19 protein-coding genes are annotated in these 16,370 nt (G+C 69.5%); 3 read left to right on the top strand and 16 right to left on the bottom strand.

Features of this window, described 5'->3' with window-relative positions:
* Positions 1-29: 29 nt before the first annotated feature.
* The 7 genes from SB754_RS06170 to SB754_RS06140 form a co-directional block, all read right to left on the bottom strand.
* The gene (locus SB754_RS06170; protein WP_410781466.1) at positions 30-575 is read right to left on the bottom strand and encodes a DivIVA domain-containing protein; all 546 of its coding nucleotides are present in this window, start codon (positions 573-575) and stop codon (positions 30-32) included.
* A 12-nt stretch (positions 576-587) separates the two neighbouring features.
* On the bottom strand, positions 588-1,577 hold the full coding sequence (locus SB754_RS06165) for a phosphatidate cytidylyltransferase (RefSeq protein WP_410781465.1): 990 nt from the start codon (positions 1,575-1,577) through the stop codon (positions 588-590).
* Positions 1,578-1,580: 3 nt separating this feature from the next.
* Positions 1,581-2,135 carry a ribosome recycling factor gene (frr, locus tag SB754_RS06160; protein ID WP_410781464.1) on the bottom strand — a complete coding sequence of 185 codons (555 nt, stop codon included), beginning with the start codon at positions 2,133-2,135 and terminating at the stop codon, positions 1,581-1,583.
* A gap of 58 nt (positions 2,136-2,193) precedes the next feature.
* Positions 2,194-2,937: a UMP kinase gene (gene pyrH, locus SB754_RS06155; RefSeq protein WP_410781463.1), complete on the bottom strand. Its 744-nt coding sequence runs from the start codon at positions 2,935-2,937 to the stop codon at positions 2,194-2,196.
* 105 nt (positions 2,938-3,042) lie between these two features.
* On the bottom strand, positions 3,043-3,873 hold the full coding sequence (tsf, locus tag SB754_RS06150) for a translation elongation factor Ts (RefSeq protein ID WP_410781462.1): 831 nt from the start codon (positions 3,871-3,873) through the stop codon (positions 3,043-3,045).
* Positions 3,874-3,924: 51 nt separating this feature from the next.
* Positions 3,925-4,905 (bottom strand): 30S ribosomal protein S2, encoded by a 981-nt coding sequence (gene rpsB, locus SB754_RS06145; protein WP_410781461.1) that lies wholly within the window; start codon positions 4,903-4,905, stop codon positions 3,925-3,927.
* A 229-nt stretch (positions 4,906-5,134) separates the two neighbouring features.
* Positions 5,135-6,571 carry a sugar porter family MFS transporter gene (locus SB754_RS06140; RefSeq protein ID WP_410783271.1) on the bottom strand — a complete coding sequence of 479 codons (1,437 nt, stop codon included), beginning with the start codon at positions 6,569-6,571 and terminating at the stop codon, positions 5,135-5,137.
* A gap of 299 nt (positions 6,572-6,870) precedes the next feature.
* Between SB754_RS06140 and SB754_RS06135 the strand changes: the two genes are divergently transcribed.
* Entirely contained in the window at positions 6,871-7,443 is a 573-nt protein-coding gene (locus tag SB754_RS06135; RefSeq protein ID WP_410781460.1) for a murein hydrolase activator EnvC family protein, read from the top strand.
* A gap of 69 nt (positions 7,444-7,512) precedes the next feature.
* Here SB754_RS06135 and SB754_RS06130 read toward each other — a convergent pair whose 3' ends face one another.
* Genes SB754_RS06130 through SB754_RS06115 form a run of 4 tightly spaced genes read right to left on the bottom strand, consistent with a single transcriptional unit; the run spans position 7,513 to position 11,733 of the window.
* Positions 7,513-8,475 carry a tyrosine recombinase XerC gene (locus SB754_RS06130; protein WP_410783270.1) on the bottom strand — a complete coding sequence of 321 codons (963 nt, stop codon included), beginning with the start codon at positions 8,473-8,475 and terminating at the stop codon, positions 7,513-7,515.
* A gap of 59 nt (positions 8,476-8,534) precedes the next feature.
* Positions 8,535-9,812, bottom strand: a complete 1,278-nt coding sequence (dprA, locus tag SB754_RS06125; RefSeq protein WP_410781459.1) for a DNA-processing protein DprA — start codon at positions 9,810-9,812, stop codon at positions 8,535-8,537.
* 23 nt (positions 9,813-9,835) lie between these two features.
* Positions 9,836-11,377: a YifB family Mg chelatase-like AAA ATPase gene (locus SB754_RS06120; protein WP_410781458.1), complete on the bottom strand. Its 1,542-nt coding sequence runs from the start codon at positions 11,375-11,377 to the stop codon at positions 9,836-9,838.
* Entirely contained in the window at positions 11,377-11,733 is a 357-nt protein-coding gene (locus tag SB754_RS06115; protein WP_410781457.1) for a YraN family protein, read from the bottom strand. Before SB754_RS06115 ends, SB754_RS06120 begins: the two co-directional genes overlap by 1 nt.
* 160 nt (positions 11,734-11,893) lie before the next feature.
* On the opposite strand from SB754_RS06115, the gene SB754_RS06110 reads away from it, so the two are divergent.
* Entirely contained in the window at positions 11,894-12,439 is a 546-nt protein-coding gene (locus SB754_RS06110; RefSeq protein WP_410781456.1) for a YbhB/YbcL family Raf kinase inhibitor-like protein, read from the top strand.
* 15 nt (positions 12,440-12,454) lie between these two features.
* Here the strand turns inward: SB754_RS06110 and SB754_RS06105 are convergent, their stop codons facing one another.
* From SB754_RS06105 to SB754_RS06090, 4 genes are all read right to left on the bottom strand, one after another.
* The gene (locus SB754_RS06105; protein ID WP_018190696.1) at positions 12,455-12,778 is read right to left on the bottom strand and encodes a DUF2469 family protein; all 324 of its coding nucleotides are present in this window, start codon (positions 12,776-12,778) and stop codon (positions 12,455-12,457) included.
* Positions 12,779-12,863: 85 nt separating this feature from the next.
* Positions 12,864-13,526, bottom strand: a complete 663-nt coding sequence (locus tag SB754_RS06100; protein ID WP_410783269.1) for a ribonuclease HII — start codon at positions 13,524-13,526, stop codon at positions 12,864-12,866.
* A gap of 176 nt (positions 13,527-13,702) precedes the next feature.
* Positions 13,703-14,050 (bottom strand): 50S ribosomal protein L19, encoded by a 348-nt coding sequence (rplS, locus tag SB754_RS06095; protein WP_410781455.1) that lies wholly within the window; start codon positions 14,048-14,050, stop codon positions 13,703-13,705.
* A 204-nt stretch (positions 14,051-14,254) separates the two neighbouring features.
* The gene (locus tag SB754_RS06090; protein ID WP_410781454.1) at positions 14,255-14,752 is read right to left on the bottom strand and encodes a hypothetical protein; all 498 of its coding nucleotides are present in this window, start codon (positions 14,750-14,752) and stop codon (positions 14,255-14,257) included.
* A gap of 99 nt (positions 14,753-14,851) precedes the next feature.
* Here SB754_RS06090 and map point away from each other — a divergent pair, with 99 nt between their 5' ends.
* Positions 14,852-15,616 (top strand): type I methionyl aminopeptidase, encoded by a 765-nt coding sequence (gene map / locus SB754_RS06085; RefSeq protein WP_410781453.1) that lies wholly within the window; start codon positions 14,852-14,854, stop codon positions 15,614-15,616.
* Positions 15,617-15,650: 34 nt separating this feature from the next.
* On the opposite strand, the gene trmD is transcribed toward map, so the two are convergent.
* Positions 15,651-16,334: a tRNA (guanosine(37)-N1)-methyltransferase TrmD gene (gene trmD / locus SB754_RS06080; RefSeq protein ID WP_410781452.1), complete on the bottom strand. Its 684-nt coding sequence runs from the start codon at positions 16,332-16,334 to the stop codon at positions 15,651-15,653.
* Positions 16,335-16,370: the final 36 nt, after the last annotated feature.

Here is a 16,370-nt window from a genome sequence, read left to right as displayed (position 1 = left end):
CCGGAAAACCCAAGAATCGACCCCCGCACTCAGCGAACCGCCAGCATCACGTCGGTCACGCTGTCGAGCAGGAGATCGACCTGAACTTCGCGGTATCCGCCCCGCTGCTCGCGGAACGTCACCGTCCGGACCTCCTCCACGCTCATCGGGCGGCCGTCCTGGAAGTAACGCACCAGACGGTTCGCGAAGCGGTCGACGTCGTTGCGGTTGTAGCCGAGCGTGAGGAAGCTCACGCGCTCGAAGCGATGCCCGAGCGGGCGGTCGAGCCGGTTCAGGATGACCTGCGCCGTCGTCCGCGCCTCCTCGAACCACGCGCCGTCGCCCTGGCGGGCGCGCGCCGTCTCGCGCTCACGGGCGGAGAAGGCGTCTTCGAGGCGCTCGAGGGCAGCGTCCACGTGCGTCGTGGAGTAGCCGCCCTTCATCATGGCGAAGGCGGTGTGCCGGATGTCGGCCGCGGTCAGATCCGGCGCGGCCGGGTCTGCGTCGTACGCGCGGCGCGCCGCAGACAGGAACTCGTCCACCTGCTCGACGTCGTAGCCCGGCTTCGACTTGGGGCTGCGGGGGAAGGTGCTCACTCCCCCATTCTGTCATCGGAAGATGAGGAACAGGACGTAGGTGGCCGCTGCCGACGGCAGGATGGAGTCCAGCCTGTCCAGGAAGCCGCCGTGGCCGGGCAGCCACGAGCTCATGTCCTTGATGCCGAGATCGCGCTTGATCAGCGACTCCGCCAGGTCGCCGGCCGTCGCCGTCAGCAGCATGACGACACCGAAGACGATGCCGAACCACCAGGACTCGCCGAGCATGAAGATCGAGAGCAGGATGCCCGCGATGATCGCCGCGGCTGCCGCACCCGCGAATCCCTCCCAGGTCTTCTTCGGGCTGATGGTCGGCGCCATCGGGTGCTTCCCCCACGAGAGCCCGCTCACGTAGGCGCCCGTGTCGACCGAGACGACGAGGATCAGGAAGGCGAGCACCCACCACTCCCCACCCGGCTCGGCGAGCAGCAGGATGACGAAGCTCGCCAGGAGCGTCACGTAGAGCTGGACGAAGACCGACCAGAGGAGGTCTCGGCCCAGGGCCCTGGGGCCGCGGCGTGCGGCGGGGACCGCCAGCTCCTCCACCAGCCGCCAGACGACGATCAGGACGATTCCGGCCCAGAGCGAGACCAGCTGCCCGCCTGCGTGCAGGAAGAACACGACGGGGACCATGCCGGCGGCGGAGACGATCGTCGGGATGCGCGGGACGCGCCGCCCCGCCATGCGGAACGCCTGCGCCAGCTCGAAGCTGGCGAATCCGGCCATCGCGATGCCGAAGACGAGGAACAGCTCTTTGATGAAGATGAGGCTGACCACGACCAGGGCGCCCACCGCGAGACCGATCAGGGTCGCGAGGATCAGATTGCGCCCGGTGCGCTCGGCGATCCGCTCGTTCGTCGCGTCGAGCTGCGCCTTCCGCGCCTGGACCTGGCGCTCGAAGTCGGCTCGCGTCGCCTGCACCTGGGCGCGGAACTCCTCCCGGGACCTCGCCTTGCCGCGTGGAGCGGGATCCGGCATCCCGGGGCTGCTGTCGTCGGTCATGGGCTAGACCTCGAGAAGTTCGGCTTCCTTGCGCTTCAGCGCCTCGTCGACCGCGTCGACGTGGGTGCGCGTCAGGGCCTCGAGCTCCTTCTCGCCGCGCGCCAGCTCGTCGTCGCCGACCTCGCCCTTGAGGGCGTCGAGGTCGTCCTTGGCCTTGCGGCGGATGTTGCGCAGCGCGACCTTCGCGTCTTCGCCCTTGCTGCGGACGATCTTGACGAACTCCTTGCGGCGGTCCTCCGTCAGCTCCGGAAGGGTGACCCGGACGATCTCACCGTCGTTGCCCACATTCGCCGAGAGGTTCGGCATGGTGACGATGGCCCGCTCGATCTCCTTCAGCGCCGACTTGTCGTACGGCGTGACGAGGAGGACCCGCGCCTCCGGGTTCTGGAGGCCGGCCAGCTGGGCCAGCGGCGTCGGGGAGCCGTAGTAGTCGACCAGCACCTTCTGGAACAGTGCCGGGTTGGCACGGCCCGCGCTCACGGTGCCGAAGTCCTCCCTCGCCGCGTCCACGGTCTTGCTCATGCGCTGGCGGGCATCGGAAATCACATCCGCGATCACGGTGTCTCCTTCAAACTCAGGTGGGTCGGTCTCTAGTCTATTGCGCGGGTGCTTCGGCTCAGCCGAGCAGTGTCCCGATCTCGGCGCCCAGCAGGGCGGCGGTGACGTTGCCCGCCGGCTCGATCCCGAAGATCCGCATCGGCATGCCGTTGTCCATGCAGAGGCTCAGCGCTGTGGAGTCGACCGCTTTCAGGTTCTGCTGCAGCGCCTCCTGGTGGCTGATCTGGTCGATCTTGCGGGCGTCCGGGTTCGTGCGCGGATCGTCGTCGTACATGCCGTCGACGCCGTTCTTCGCGACCAGCACCACGTCGGCGCTGATCTCGAGCGCGCGCTGGGCGGCGACCGTGTCGGTGGAGAAGTACGGGAGTCCGGCGCCTGCGCCGAAGATGACGACGCGGCCCTTCTCGAGGTGGCGCTCGGCGCGGCGCGGGATGTACGGCTCCGCGACCTGGGTCATGGAGATCGCCGACTGGACGCGCGTCTCGGCGCCCGCCTGCTCCAGGAAGTCTTGCAGGGCCAGCGAGTTCATCACCGTGCCGAGCATGCCCATGTAGTCCGCCCGGCCACGGTCCATGCCGCGCTGCGAGAGCTCGGCGCCGCGGAAGAAGTTGCCGCCGCCGACCACGATCGCGATCTCGACATCCTCCGCCGCCTGGGCGATCTCACGGGCGATACTGCTGACGATGTCCGGGTTGACGCCCAGCTGGCCTCCGCCGAACGCCTCGCCGGAGAGCTTCAGAAGGACTCTGCGCCGCTGTGAGGGGTGTCTCAGTGAAGGATTCCCCTGGGTGGCTGTCGACATGCGTGATCAACGTCCTTCCGTCTGTGGTTCTGGTTAACGCTAATGGTGCCGGGCACAGAAAAGGAGTCCGGATCGTTGACACGATCCGGACTCCTTCATCGTCTGCTAGGCGCCGACCTTGAACCGGGCGAAGCCGGACACGGTGAGACCCGAGTCCTTCAGCACCTGGCTGATGGTCAGTTTGTTGTCGCGGGCGTACTCCTGCTCGAGGAGGGCGACCTGCTTGAAGTAGGCGCCGAGGCGTCCCTCGATGATCTTCGGGAGCGCGGCCTCCGGCTTGCCCTCGTTGCGCGAGATCTCCTCGACGATGCGACGCTCGTTCTCGACCTCGTCGGCCGGCACGTCCTCACGGGCGAGGTAGGTCGGGTTCGCGAACGAGATGTGCTGCGCGATGCTGCGGGCGGTCTCCGCGTCGTCGCCGGCGTAGCCGAGGACGACACCGACCTGCGGCGGCAGGTCCTTGGAGGTCTTGTGCAGGTAGATCGCGAACTGCTCGCCGTTCACGACGGCGATACGGCGGAGCTCGACCTTCTCGCCCAGGATGGCGGCCTCGTCACCGATGAGCTCGGCGACGGTCTTGCCGCCGGCAGCGGCCGCGAGGGCCTCCTCGACGGTGGTCGCACCCGCAGCGGCTGCCGCGTCGAGGACCTTGTCGGCCAGGGCGACGAACTTGTCGCCCTTCGCGACGAAGTCGGTCTCGCAGGCGAGCTCGATCATCGTGGCGGTGCCGGTGCCGTTGTCCTTGGCGGCGACGAGTCCCTCGCTGGTGGAACGGTCGGCGCGCTTCGCGTTGCCCTTCGCACCCTTCAGGCGCAGGATCTCGGTGGCCTTCTCGATGTCGCCATCGGCCTCCTCGAGCGCCTTCTTGGTGTCGACCATGCCGGTGCCGAGCTGCTCACGGAGAGCCTTGATGTCGGCGATGCTGATGTTTGCCATGTTCTGACTGGAACCTTCTTCTTCTCGAAGACTTGTGGTGGGGAGGGGTGCTCAGGCGGAGGCGGAGGCGTCGGCCTCGTCCTCGGCGGGAGCAGCAGCCTCGGCCTCTGCGGCGTCGGCCTCAGCTGCGTCGACGGCGTCGGCCTCAGCGGCGTCGGCCTCAGCGGCGTCGGCCTCACCCTCGGCGACGACGTCGGCCGAGTCGGCCTTCGCGTCGGCCAGGTCGGCGTCTGCCGCCTTGGTGGTCTCGGCGCTCGACTGCACCTCGTCGGAGCCCTGCTTCAGGAGCTCCTGCTCCCACTCGGCGAGCGGCTCGGCCGGCTCTGCGCCCTCTTCGGGCTTCTGGTGGCGCTGGATGAGGCCCTCGGCGGCCGCGTCGGCCACGATGCGGGTCAGCAGCGTGACGGAGCGGATCGCGTCGTCGTTGCCCGGGATCGGGTACTGGACCTCGTCCGGGTCGCAGTTGGTGTCGAGGATGCCGATGACCGGGATGCCCAGCTTCTTGGCCTCGTCGATCGCCAGGTGCTCCTTCTTGGTGTCGACCACCCAGAGCGCGCTCGGCGTCTTGCTGAGGTTGCGGATGCCGCCCAGCGACTTGTGGAGCTTGTCCAGCTCGCGCTTCTTGATGAGCAGCTCTTTCTTGGTGAAGCCGCTCGTCGTGCCCTCGAAGTCGAGCTCTTCGAGCTCTTTCATGCGGGCGAGGCGCTTGGACACGGTCGAGAAGTTGGTCAGCAGACCACCCAGCCACCGCTGGTTGACGTACGGCTGGCCGACGCGGGTCGCCTGCTCGGCGATCGCCTGCTGGGCCTGCTTCTTGGTGCCGACGAAGAGGATGGTGCCGCCGTGGGCGACCGTCTCGCGCACGAAGTCGTACGTCTTGTCGATGTAGGCCAGCGACTGCTGGAGGTCGATGATGTAGCTGCCCGAGCGCTCGGTGAGGATGAAGCGCTTCATCTTCGGGTTCCAGCGGCGGGTCTGGTGTCCGAAGTGGACGCCGCTGTCGAGCAGCTGGCGCATGGTGACGACGGCCATTGCCGTTCTCCTTTTGGTTGCGGTTGTCTGCGACGGCCGGGACGGCCGCCACTCCTGGTGCCCCCGCGCGCATCCGCAGCCCTCCGCCCGCACGACGCAGCCGTGGAGAGGATGGGAGACCGGTGGATGCGTGCGCCGCCCTCGAGGAGGGCGCCCTTCGCAGGGAATGCGGGCACGCGTAGTCACTCCGACGAGCGGAGTGCTGGAAAGAGTCTAGCAGGAACCGGGACTAGGCAGGGTCGCCGCTCGACCGCACCTGCACGCCGCGACCGCGGCCTCCGGAGTTCTTGAAGAGGGTCTCGGCCTGCTCGAGGGCCATGCCGTTCGTCTCCGGGATCTTCCAGAACACGAAGAAGAACGACAGCGCCGCGAAGATGGCGTACATCCCGTACGTGAACGGCAGCGAGAAGTCGGCCATCGGCGGGAACGAGATGGTCACCAGGAAGTTCGCGATCCACTGGGCGGCCGCTGCGACACCCAGTGCCTTTCCGCGGATCCGGCTCGGGAAGATCTCGCCGAGGAGCACCCAGACCAGCGGTCCCCACGACGCACCGAAGCAGACGACGAAGACGTTCGCCGCGATGAGGGCGATCGGGCCCCACGGGTTCGGGAGGCTGACGGCGCCGTCCTGCTTGACGGCGAAGGCGAACGACAGGGACATGACACCGAGCGACAGCGCCATCCCCACCGATCCGGTGAGGAGGATGGGCCGGCGGCCGACGCGGTCGACGAGCAGGATCGCGACGATCGTCACCACCACGTTGGTGATCGAGGTGATCACCGTGATGAGAAGGGAGTTGCTCTCGGTGAACCCGACGGCCCTCCACAGGGTCGTCGAGTAGTAGAAGATCACGTTGATGCCGACGAACTGCTGGAACACGGACAGGATGATCCCGATCCAGACGATCGGCTTGAGGCCGAAGCGGTTGCCGGCCAGGGTCGCCTTCGCGCCCTGGCTGTCCTCCTTGATCGCGTTCTCGATGTCGCCGATCTGCCGGTCGATGTCGCCCTCGGGGACGAGGGTGGCGAAGATCGCACGCGCCTCGTCGTGGCGCCCGTTGGCGAGCAGGAAGCGCGGCGACTCCGGGAGCGTCAGCGCGAGGATGCCGTAGACGACCGAGGGGATGATGCCGACCAGGAACATCCACCGCCAGGCCTCCAGGCCGAACCACAGCTGGTCGGAGGCCGATCCGGCGATTCCGGCGAGCAGCGCGTCCGAGAGCAGGGCCACGAAGATACCGATGGTGATGGCGAGCTGCTGCAGCGACGCCAGACGGCCGCGCGACTGGCGCGGCGAGATCTCGGCGATGTAGGCCGGCGCGACGACCGACGCGATGCCGATGCCGAGGCCGCCGACGATACGCCAGAGGCCGAGGTCCCAGGCGGAGAACGCGAGTCCTGCCCCGATGGAGCTGACGAGGAACAGCACGGCGCCCAGCAGCATCACCTTGAGGCGGCCCCAGCGGTCGGCGAGTCGGCCGGCGATGAAGGCGCCGACAGCGCAGCCGAGCAGCGCGACGGCGACGATGAAGCCGGTGATGAACGCGTTGAGGCCGAAGTTCTTCTGAACAGAATTGACGGCGCCGTTGATGACCGAGGAGTCGAAGCCGAAGAGGAAGCCTCCGACCGCGGCCGCGATCGCGAGTCCGGTGACCCGCCGTCTCATCTTGGCGGTGGGCTGGGGGTAGCCCTCGTCGCTCGTGGTGCCTGCGTTCCTTCGTTGTTCAGACATGTCATCCCTTTTCGGTTGTCGTCGCCTCGCTGTCCGCGTCACCCCTCGTGAGGGCGCCGCGAGGGCGAACATCACGGTACGCCGGGAACCGGTCATGGAGAACCGTCGGTTTCGGCGTGTGCTCACAGGCGTGTCGCACGCGGACTTGTGCACCGATCACGCTGCCGGCCGCTCTGCGGTGCGTCGTCGACCGAGCCTGGATGGATCGCTCGTGGTGACGGAAGGGGCTGGAGATGCGAACAGGTGCGGTCGGTCGGGGTGCCGGTGCGCGCGCCCGTCGTCGGGCGAGGTGGATCCTGAGCGTGCCGCTGCTGTGGTCGCAGCTGATGGCAGGAGGCGCGCCCACGCAAGCGATGGAGCGGGATCGCGGGGAGGTCAGGACGGCCGTCGCGGCCGCGCGCTGGGAATGGCCGCTCTCCCCGCATGTTCTCCAGGCCCCGTACGCCGCACCGGCGACGCCGTACGCCGCGGGCCATCGCGGCATCGACCTGGCTGCCGTACCGGGCGCCGTGGTGATCGCGCCGAGCGATGCCGTCGTGCGGTTCTCGGGTGTGGTGGTGGACCGTCCGGTGCTGACCCTGGACCATGGCGGCGGTGTGCTGTCCAGCTATGAGCCCGTCGCGTCGGAACTGCCGGTGGGCGCGTTGGTCGCGCGCGGGGCGGTCGTCGGTGCGGTGGCGTCCGGAGGTCATTGTGCGGAGGCGTGCCTGCACGTCGGTGTCCGCGTCGATGGCGAGTACGTGTCGCCGTTGCTGTTCTTCGATCGCGTTCCGGCAGCGATCCTGCTTCCACTCGGGCGGCCGTGAGGGCCGCACGCTCGGGAAGCGGCGGGAGAGCGGAAGCGGCCGGAGCGCGGAAGCGGCGGGCGCGGTTGGTCAGGCGCGCGGGTGGGCGATGCGGTAGGCCTCTTTGAGGCGCTCGGTGGAGACGTGCGTGTAGATCTGCGTGGTGCCGAGGCTGGCGTGACCGAGCAGTTCCTGGACAGCGCGGAGGTCCGCTCCCCCGTCGAGCAGGTGGGTTGCGGCAGTGTGGCGGAGTGCGTGCGGCCCCGACGGCCCGCGGCCGGGAACGTCGGCGAGGAGACCGGCGACGAGCTGGTAGACCGCCCGGCTCCCGAGGCGCGCGCCCCGCGTGCCCAAGAACAGGGCGGGGCCGGAGGCCGTAACCGCGAACCTGCTCCGGCCGCCGTCCAGCCACGCCCGGATCGCCCGCAGCGCCGGAACGCCGAACGGCACCACGCGCTCTTTCGACCCCTTGCCGACGACCCGAACGGTGAGCCGGTCGAGGTCGACGTCGTCGACGTCGAGACCGGTGAGCTCGGATACCCGGATCCCTGCCGCGTACAGCAGCTCGATCACCGCCACGTCCCGCAGCGCACCCGGGTCGCCGTCCTGCGCCCGGCCGGCCAGCTGCTCCAGGATGCCGTCCATCTGCTCCCTGGTGATCACCCGGGGCAACGTCTTGTCGGCCTTGGGCGCTCGAAGCCGCGCGGCCGCGTCGACCGGGAGGTCCCCACCCGGACCCGCGCTCCCACCGCCGACGGCACCGGCGGCGGCCGCGTCGCCGGTCGCTGCCCGCGCCCACCAGGCGCTGAAGCCGCGGGCGGAGGCGGAGCGCCGGGCGAGGGTCGCCTTGGCGAGGCCGCGCTGAGATCCCTCCCAGAGCCAGTCGCGGTAGAGGTCGAGAGTGAGACCGTCCGGCGAGGTGACGCCTTTCCCTTGCACGAATTCGGCGAGCGCCGTCAGATCGGCCCGGTAGGCCCGTACTGTCTGAGGCGAGTACCCGCGCTCCACCCGGAGGTGGCGCTCGTAGGCGCCGATGGCCGCAGACAGGTTCACCACCCCAGCTTCGCGCTCCCCCCACCTCCTCCCCCGCAGCGACGCGCGAGCCGGCCTCCCTAGACGCACCTCTTGTCGACGAGGGTCCAGCCGCCGTCGCGCTCCCGGGCACGGCCGGCCAGGTCGAGCCGGCCGAGGACGGCCGCGACCGTGGAGAACGGAAGGGCGGAGCGGGCGGCGATCTCATCGGCGGACACCCTGCGCGATCGCCGCAGCTCGACGAGGACCGATCGCTTTGGGTCGTCCGAGCTCCCGGAGCCTCCGGATCCGGCGGAGTCGTCTGTGTCCGGATCGTCGCCCGAGCCCGGACGAGGGCCCGTGCCGAGCGGATCGGCGAGCTCTGCCATCTCCTCCGTCGTCGTCACGCAGGTGGCGCCGTACTCGCGGATCAGCCGATGGCATCCGGCCGATGCGGGAGAGAGGACGCTTCCGGGCACAGCACCGAGCGGGCGCCCCATCTGGGCCGCATGCCCCGCGGTGTTGAGCGAGCCCGACCGATGGCCTGCCTCGACGACGACCGTGGCTGTAGCCGCCGCGGCGATCAGCCGGTTGCGCATCAGGAAGCGCCAGCGGGTGGGAGTCGCCCCGGGAGGGAGCTCCGCGATGAGGAGGCCCTCGGCGGCGACGCGGCGGAGCAGCTCGCTGTTCCCGGCCGGGTAGAGCCGGTCGGCTCCCCCGGCGAGGAAGGCGATCGTCACTCCACCACTCAGAAGTGCCGCCCGGTGGGCGGCCGCGTCGATTCCGTAGGCTCCGCCGGAGACGATGGTGAAGCCGCGGTCGGCCAGACCTGCTGCGCTCTCCATCGCCACGTGCTCGCCGTACCGGGTGGAGGCCCGTGCGCCGACGAGCGCCACCGAACGGGCAAGCCCTGACATCCTCCCGGTGTCGCCGCGGACCCACAATGCGAGCGGCCGGCCATCCTCGAGGGCATCGAAACCGCCTGGCCAGAGGGTCGATTCTGGCGTCACCAGCCGAGCGCCGATCCGTGCGGCGCGATCGAGCGTCTTCACGGCCTCCGTCAACGACAGACGTGGCCGCCAGCGGGCCAGGCATTCGCCGATACGGCCGTCCTCGTGCACGCCGACCGCATCGGCTCCCTCGGTGATCGCCCTCAGGAGGCCGACCGCGCCGAGCGTCCCGACCAGCCGCCCGGCGTCGAGATCGCCCGGCTCGATCGCCGTGCTGAGCGCTGCGCGTGCGAAACGTTCCGCCGCAACCGCCGTGTCGAGCCGCGACGCGTCGGCATCTTCAGCCGCCGACACCGGTTGAAGAACGCGAAGCAGCTCGGTGTCGGTCAGCCCGGGCACCACTCGTCGCGCCCCCAGGTGATCGACCACTGCGCAGTCCCTGCAGCCCTCGTTCATGCGCTGATCCCCCGTCGGAGGAAGAGGGCGCGCCCGACGTGGTCCACATCCGGCGAGTCCGCATCGTCGAGGTCGGCGAGCGTCCAGGCGAGGCGCAGCGTGCGGTCGTAGCCCCGCATGGTGATGGCCCCGCGCTCGAGCGCGCGATCCAGCGGCGCGATGGCCGTCGCACCCAGCCGCCGCTCCGCCGACCGCAGCCAGCTTCCCGCGACGTCGGCATTGCGGGTCCATTCCGTCGCGCTGAGCCGTTCTGCCGCGCGGGCACGGGCCGCCTCCACGCGGAGCCGCAGTTCGCGGCTGCTCCTGCCGTTCCCCGGAGGGTGGGCCACGGACCGGAGCGCGGCGAGCCCCAGCCGGTGGACGGTGAGACGGATGTCGACGCGATCGAGCAGCGGGCCCGACATCCGGGAGAGATAGCGTCGCCGAGCCATCGGCGAGCAGGTGCAGTCGGCATCCGATGAGCCGTAGTGCCCGCACGGGCACGGGTTGGAGGCGAGCACCAGCTGGAAGCGTGCCGGAAAGGACGCCGCTCCGCTCGCACGGTGGATGGTGATGCAGCCGTTCTCGAGCGGCTGGCGGAGGGCGTCGAGCACAGAGGGCGGGAACTCCGCCGCCTCGTCGAGGAACAGAACGCCGTGAGTGGCGCGGACGATCGCTCCCGGTGCGATCCGGCCGCTCCCCCCGCCCACCAGGGCGACGGCCGACGCGGTGTGGTGAGGCGCCTCGAACGGTGGCCGGCGGACCAGTTCGCCGGCAGCGCCCGGTGCCGCCAGGGAGCGGATGCAGGTGGCCTCCAGCGCATCGGCATCCGTCAGGTCGGGTAGCAGCGAAGGCAGACGTCTCGCCAGCATCGTCTTGCCCGCTCCCGGCGGACCGACCATCGAGAGGTGATGACCACCTGCGGCGGCCGCGACGAGCGCCTCCACCGCCTCTTCGTTGCCCGTCACCTCGGACATGTCGGGCTCGGGAACCGGCCGCAGCTCGGCGAGCGGAGCGGGCACCGGGTCTTCGTCCACCGGTTCGAGTTCAGCGCCGTGCACGATCGCCGCGGCCCGGAGCCCGGTCACGCCGACCACCTCGATGCCGGACACGAGCCGAGCTTCGTCGACGCTCGCGGCCGGGACGACCACTCGTGCGAAGCCCGCATCGCGCGCCGCGAGCACCGAAGGCAGCACGCCCGGAACCGGCCGGAGTCGACCGTCGAGCCCGAGCTCGCCGACGTGAACCGCGGATGCCGCAGCCCCGACCGGGATCGCTCCCGCCGCCGCAAGGGCTGCGACGGCGATGGCGAGGTCGAACCCTGAACCCTGCTTGGGAAGAGACGCCGGTGACAGGTTGACCGTGACCTTCTTCTGGCTCAACGGACACCCTGCATTGACCGCTGCTGCACCGACCCTCTTGCGCGACTCACCCAGTGCGGTGTCGGGCAGCCCGATCAGCACGAAGGCGGGCAGCCCTGCGGAGATGTCCGCCTCCACCTCGACCACGTGGCCCCGGACGCCGTCGAGAGCGATGGCGAACGTGCGTGCGAGCGCCATCAGGCGATCCCGGTCAGGTGCTCGACCAGGGGGCGCTCGCTCCACGCGTCGGTGACCGCGACGGCGTCGATCCGCACATCGGCCGCTCCCGGCTCGCGCTCCCGGCACCACGCGGCGGCGAGCCGTCGCAACCGGGAGGCCTTGCGGGCAGTGATCGCTTCGAAGGGATGCCCGAACTCCAGCGAGGAGCGCGTCTTCACCTCGGCGAACACCATCGTCGTTCCGTCTTGCAGGATCAGGTCGAGCTCGCCCGACGGACACCGCCAGTTTCGCTCGACGAGCGAGTACCCTCGCGCCTCCAGCCACTCGGCCGCGACCTGCTCGCCGCGCCTGCCCAATTCGTCTTTCTGTGCCATGTGTACCTCCGCGTCCAGCCTCGCCAGTCGGCGGCGCCGAGGGAGGGAGGGGTTGAGATCTGTGGAGAAGACCCGGCGGTCCGCCGGCTGTGAGCAGGATGCCCGAAAGACGCCGTCGAACGGCTAGCGTTGACCCGCTCCGTCTCACGAAAGGACCGCCATGACCTGGCTCGGCCGCCTCCTCCGCAACCGTCGCGCCGGTGAGTCGACGCTCGCCTGGCATGTGCCGGGACTGAACGCCCCCGACGCACTGACCCTCTCGAGCCCCGACTTCGTGGACGGCAGTGCGATCCCGCAGCGCAACGCCGGGCGACCCGTCGGCGACAATGTCTCGCCCGCACTGGCCTGGTCGGGTGTCCCCGAGGGAACCGCGCAGCTCGTCCTCATCGTCGAGGACGCCGACGTTCCCCTCTCGCGCCCGATCACCCACGCGGTGGCGCGGTTCTCACCGTCGCTCACGGGTGTCGCGGCCGGCGAGCTCGAGGCGGGCGCGGTGCACGGGGACGGCATCGGCGCCTTCGGCCGCCGTGGCTATCACGGCCCGCGTCCCGTGCCGGGGCACGGAGCGCACTCGTACGTGTTCCAGCTGTACGCGCTCGACCGGCCGATTCCCGGCGATAGGACCCTGCGGCCGCGGACGGTCGTCGAGGCCATGAGCGGGCACGTCCTCGCGCGCGGCCGGATCACCGGCACCTACGAACGGTGAGCGGTGGCTAGACGCTCACTCGTCGAGGGCGAGCTCCTTGGGCAGCTCGAACTCTTTGGAGGAGAGCTCCTCGATGTTGACGTCTTTGAACGTCAGGACGCGCACCGACTTGACGAAGCGGTCGGCCCGGTAGACGTCCCACACCCAGACGTCGTTCATCGTCAGCTCGAAGTAGAAGTCGTGCTCGGTGTCCCGGCGCACGAACTCCACCTCGTTCGCGAGGTAGAAACGGCGCTCCGTCTCGATCACGTACTTGAACTGCGAGACGACGTCCCGGTACTCGCGATACAAAGCCAACTCGACCTCGCGGTCGTAGTCGTCGAACTCGTCTTCATCCATCGTCCGTCAAGTCTATGCCGGATGGGACGCGCGCGCTTCGGACGGACCCGTCCTGTGGACAATGGCCGGGTGGGCAGGAGCCCATTCAGTCCGGGATATCGATCAGCGCGGGCTGCTTCAGCCAGGTGAGCCGGTGCAACGCGCTCGGCCCCAGCTCCGCGATGGCGGCGAAGTGCTCGGCGGACGAGTACCCCTTGTTGCTCGCCCACCCGTAGCCCGGATACTCACGGTCGTGCGCGATCATCATGCGGTCACGATGCACCTTCGCGATGACCGACGCCGCTGCGACGGATGCGCAGTCCCGGTCCGCTTTGATGCGCGTGACCACCTTCGCCGGCCGCAGGAGGGCCGGATTGAGGTAGTCGTAGTTGCCGTCGAGGATGAGGGTGCTCTCGTGCACGAGGGCACCCTGTTCCTCCAGCTGAGCGAGCGCGCGGGCGCCGGCGAGGCCGAGGCACCGCATGATGCCGAGCGCGTCGACCTCTGCGGCGGACGCCAGCCCGACCGCGTGATGCATCGCCCACTTGCGGCACAACGGGTCGAGCGATTCGCGCACGGGCTCCGGGAGCAGCTTCGAGTCGCGCAGCCCTGGCGGAATGCGCTTCACAGCGGTGTCGATGACGACCATCCCGACGGCGACGGGACCGGCGAGAGCACCGCGGCCGACCTCGTCCACCGCGACGATGGAGGTGACGCCCTCACGGTAGAGCGCCTTCTCGAACCGCAGCGACGGCGACACCGGGGTCATCATCCGCTCTTCACTCCTCCGCGCCGAACTCTCCGCCGGTCGCACTCGTTCGCACTCGTCACGCTCTCCGGCCGTTCCAGGATAAACGCTCCGCCTTCCCCGGCCTGCCGTGAAACGACAGAACTCCCGGTCCGAAAACGGACCGGGAGTTCTGGGAAGCTGACGGAGCGAGACGCTCAGCTCTCGCGCTTCTCTTTGATCTTCGCCTTCTTGCCGCGCAGCTCGCGCAGGTAGTAGAGCTTCGCACGGCGGACGTCACCGCGGGTGACGACCTCGATCTTGTCGATGACCGGGGAGTGCACAGGGAACGTACGCTCGACGCCGACCTGGAAGCTGACCTTGCGGACCGTGAAGGTCTCGCGGACGCCCTCGCCGGAGCGGCCGATGACGACGCCCTGGAAGACCTGGATACGAGAGCGGCTGCCCTCGATGATGTTCACGTGCACCTTGACGGTGTCGCCGGCGCGGAACTCGGGGATGTCCTCCCGGAGGGACGCGGCGTCGAGCTGATCGAGGATGTGCATGGCTGTTCGCTCTCTGTACCCGCCACAGGTCGGGGACGGACTCGGGGCCGGCTCCGCTCAGGGAGTTTCGGCCTTCTGGGTTCGGTGTGTGGGTGTCGCGAGAAGTGCTGGCTCCCCTATGGCAGAGCCTGGCCGCGGCACAAGGCTCAATTCTGCCATGCGCGGGCCTGCTTTGCCAAAGTCGAGCTCGGCGAGGCCCGCAGGTCAGTTCCGGTCGCGGCGCTCCTCGATGACGATGTACTCGCCGTCGTCGACCGAATCGGTGGGCGTGGAGGCGGTCATCCTGGGCTGCGCGGCGCGCTCGTAGGCCGCGAAGGTCTGCCGCACGCGCGCCCGCGTCTCGGTCAGGAGCTCCCACACCGACACCCAGAAGATGGCGATGAAGAGCAGGATCCCCGCCACGGCCAGCCACCCGCTCGCGACCGGCAGGAAGAAGCCGAAGCCGACGATCGACAGGTGCCACAGGGCGAACAGGCCCGCGTCCCACCACGAAACCGCGCGGCGATCACGGACGCTGCGCCGGGCCATGACGATGCCGCCGACGACGAGCATGGCGACGAACAGGATGGGGCACAGCACCAGGAGGCCCAGGAACGACCAGCCGCTGCCCTGGTGGAACGCCGCCCAGCCGATCAGCAGCCAGACAGGCAGGACCACGGCGGACGGGAAGAGCCACCAGTAGAACGCCTTGCGGATGATCACGGCATCAGCGTAGCCGCGGTCGCCTGTGCTGCGGCTGCGGGTTTGCCGGACGCGGACCTGACAGACTGGAACGGTAGGACAAGAAGAAGAGGAGCTCTTGTGATCGAGCTGAGGACACCCGCCGAGATCGAGCAGATGCGGCCAGCGGGGAAGTTCGTCGCCGAGGTGCTGGCGGCGACCGCTGCTGCGGCCCGCGTCGGCGTCAACCTGCTGGAGCTCGACGCGCTCGCCCACGAGATGATCCGTCGCCGGGGGGCCGAGTCCTGCTACATCGACTACCACCCGTCATTCGGTGCGAGCCCGTTCGGCAAGGTGATCTGCATCTCGGTGAACGACGCGGTGCTCCACGGACTCCCCCACGACTACCGGCTGCAGGACGGCGACCTGCTCACCCTCGACTTCGCCGCGTCGGTGGACGGCTGGGTGGCGGACTCGGCGGTCAGCCTGGTCGTCGGCACGCCGCGCGACGAAGACCTCCGGCTCATCGACACGACCCGTCGCGCGCTCGCCGCGGGAATCCAGGCGGCGCAGCCTGGGGGCAGGATCGGCGACATCTCGGCAGCGATCGCCGCCGTCGCGCGCGCAGAGGGCTACTCGATCAACACCCAGTTCGGCGGCCACGGGGTCGGCCGCACGATGCACGGCGACCCGCACATCTCGAACGACGGACGGGCCGGCCGCGGCTACCCGCTCCGCCCCGGTCTCGTCATCGCGATCGAGCCGTGGTTCCTCGAGACGACGGACGAGATCTATACGGACCCGGACGGCTGGACGCTCCGGAGCGCCGACGGATCCCGCGGCGCCCACTTCGAGCACACCATCGCGATCACGCCGGACGGCCCGCTCATCCTGAGCGCGCCGTAGCCCGGCGCCGCCGACCCGCGGCCGCCGACGCAGGTCACGGCAGCAGGTCGGGCCGGACCGCGCGGGTGCGCGCGAGCTGCTGCTCGAGCCTCCACGCGTCGACGGCGCCGTGGTTGCCCGACAGCAGCACCGGGGGCACCTCGAGCCCGCGCCAGATCGCCGGCTTGGTATAGCTCGGGTATTCGAGCAGGCCGTCCTCGTGCGACTCCTGCACCAGGCTCTCCGGGTTGCCGACGACTCCGGGGATCAGCCGCCCGATGGCTTCGATCATCGCCATGGTGGCGACCTCTCCCCCGTTCAGGACGTAGTCGCCGATGCTCATCAGGCGAACGCGGGCGCGCTCCGCGGTGTGGTCGAAGACCCGCTGGTCGATGCCCTCGTAGCGACCGCAGCCGAACACCAGGTGCTGCTCCTGCGCCAGCTCCCGTGCCGTCGCCTGGGTGAAGACTTCGCCGGCCGGCGACGGGAAGATCACGACCGGGTCGGCGGCACCCTCCAGGATGCCATCGAGCGCTTCGCCCCAGGGCTCCGGCTTCATGACCATCCCGGCTCCCCCGCCGTACGGGGTGTCGTCGACCGTCCTGTGGCGGTCGTGGGTCGAATCCCGCAGGTCGTGGATGCCCAGCTCGATCAGACCGGACTGCCGTGCCTTCCCGAGCAAGGAGATGTCGAGCACATCGAAAAAGGTCGGGAAGATCGTGACGATGTCGATGCGCATCCCTGAATTCTAGGAGACGGGGATTCTGGAGGCGCG

The sequence above is a fragment of the Leifsonia sp. SIMBA_070 genome, from assembly GCF_046534635.1.
In the GTDB taxonomy this organism is placed as follows: domain Bacteria; phylum Actinomycetota; class Actinomycetes; order Actinomycetales; family Microbacteriaceae; genus Leifsonia.
This window is presented reverse-complemented; position numbering and strand designations above follow the sequence as displayed.

Bases quoted from the DNA above. Each gene is read 5' to 3' on its own strand.
- SB754_RS06120 (WP_410781458.1), bottom strand. From the start codon at position 11,377: ATGGCGCTCGCACGCACGTTCGCCATCGCTCTCGACGGCGTCCGGGGC.
- rplS (WP_410781455.1), bottom strand. From the start codon at position 14,050: ATGCACATCCTCGATCAGCTCGACGCCGCGTCCCTCCGGGAGGACATC.
- SB754_RS06105 (WP_018190696.1), bottom strand. From the start codon at position 12,778: ATGGATGAAGACGAGTTCGACGACTACGACCGCGAGGTCGAGTTGGCT.
- SB754_RS06100 (WP_410783269.1), bottom strand. From the start codon at position 13,526: ATGACCCCGGTGTCGCCGTCGCTGCGGTTCGAGAAGGCGCTCTACCGT.
- SB754_RS06110 (WP_410781456.1), top strand. From the start codon at position 11,894: ATGACCTGGCTCGGCCGCCTCCTCCGCAACCGTCGCGCCGGTGAGTCG.
- rpsB (WP_410781461.1), bottom strand. From the start codon at position 4,905: ATGGCCGTCGTCACCATGCGCCAGCTGCTCGACAGCGGCGTCCACTTC.
- pyrH (WP_410781463.1), bottom strand. From the start codon at position 2,937: ATGTCGACAGCCACCCAGGGGAATCCTTCACTGAGACACCCCTCACAG.
- SB754_RS06135 (WP_410781460.1), top strand. From the start codon at position 6,871: ATGCGAACAGGTGCGGTCGGTCGGGGTGCCGGTGCGCGCGCCCGTCGT.
- trmD (WP_410781452.1), bottom strand. From the start codon at position 16,334: ATGCGCATCGACATCGTCACGATCTTCCCGACCTTTTTCGATGTGCTC.
- SB754_RS06140 (WP_410783271.1), bottom strand. From the start codon at position 6,571: ATGAGACGGCGGGTCACCGGACTCGCGATCGCGGCCGCGGTCGGAGGC.
- SB754_RS06115 (WP_410781457.1), bottom strand. From the start codon at position 11,733: ATGGCACAGAAAGACGAATTGGGCAGGCGCGGCGAGCAGGTCGCGGCC.
- tsf (WP_410781462.1), bottom strand. From the start codon at position 3,873: ATGGCAAACATCAGCATCGCCGACATCAAGGCTCTCCGTGAGCAGCTC.
- SB754_RS06165 (WP_410781465.1), bottom strand. From the start codon at position 1,577: ATGACCGACGACAGCAGCCCCGGGATGCCGGATCCCGCTCCACGCGGC.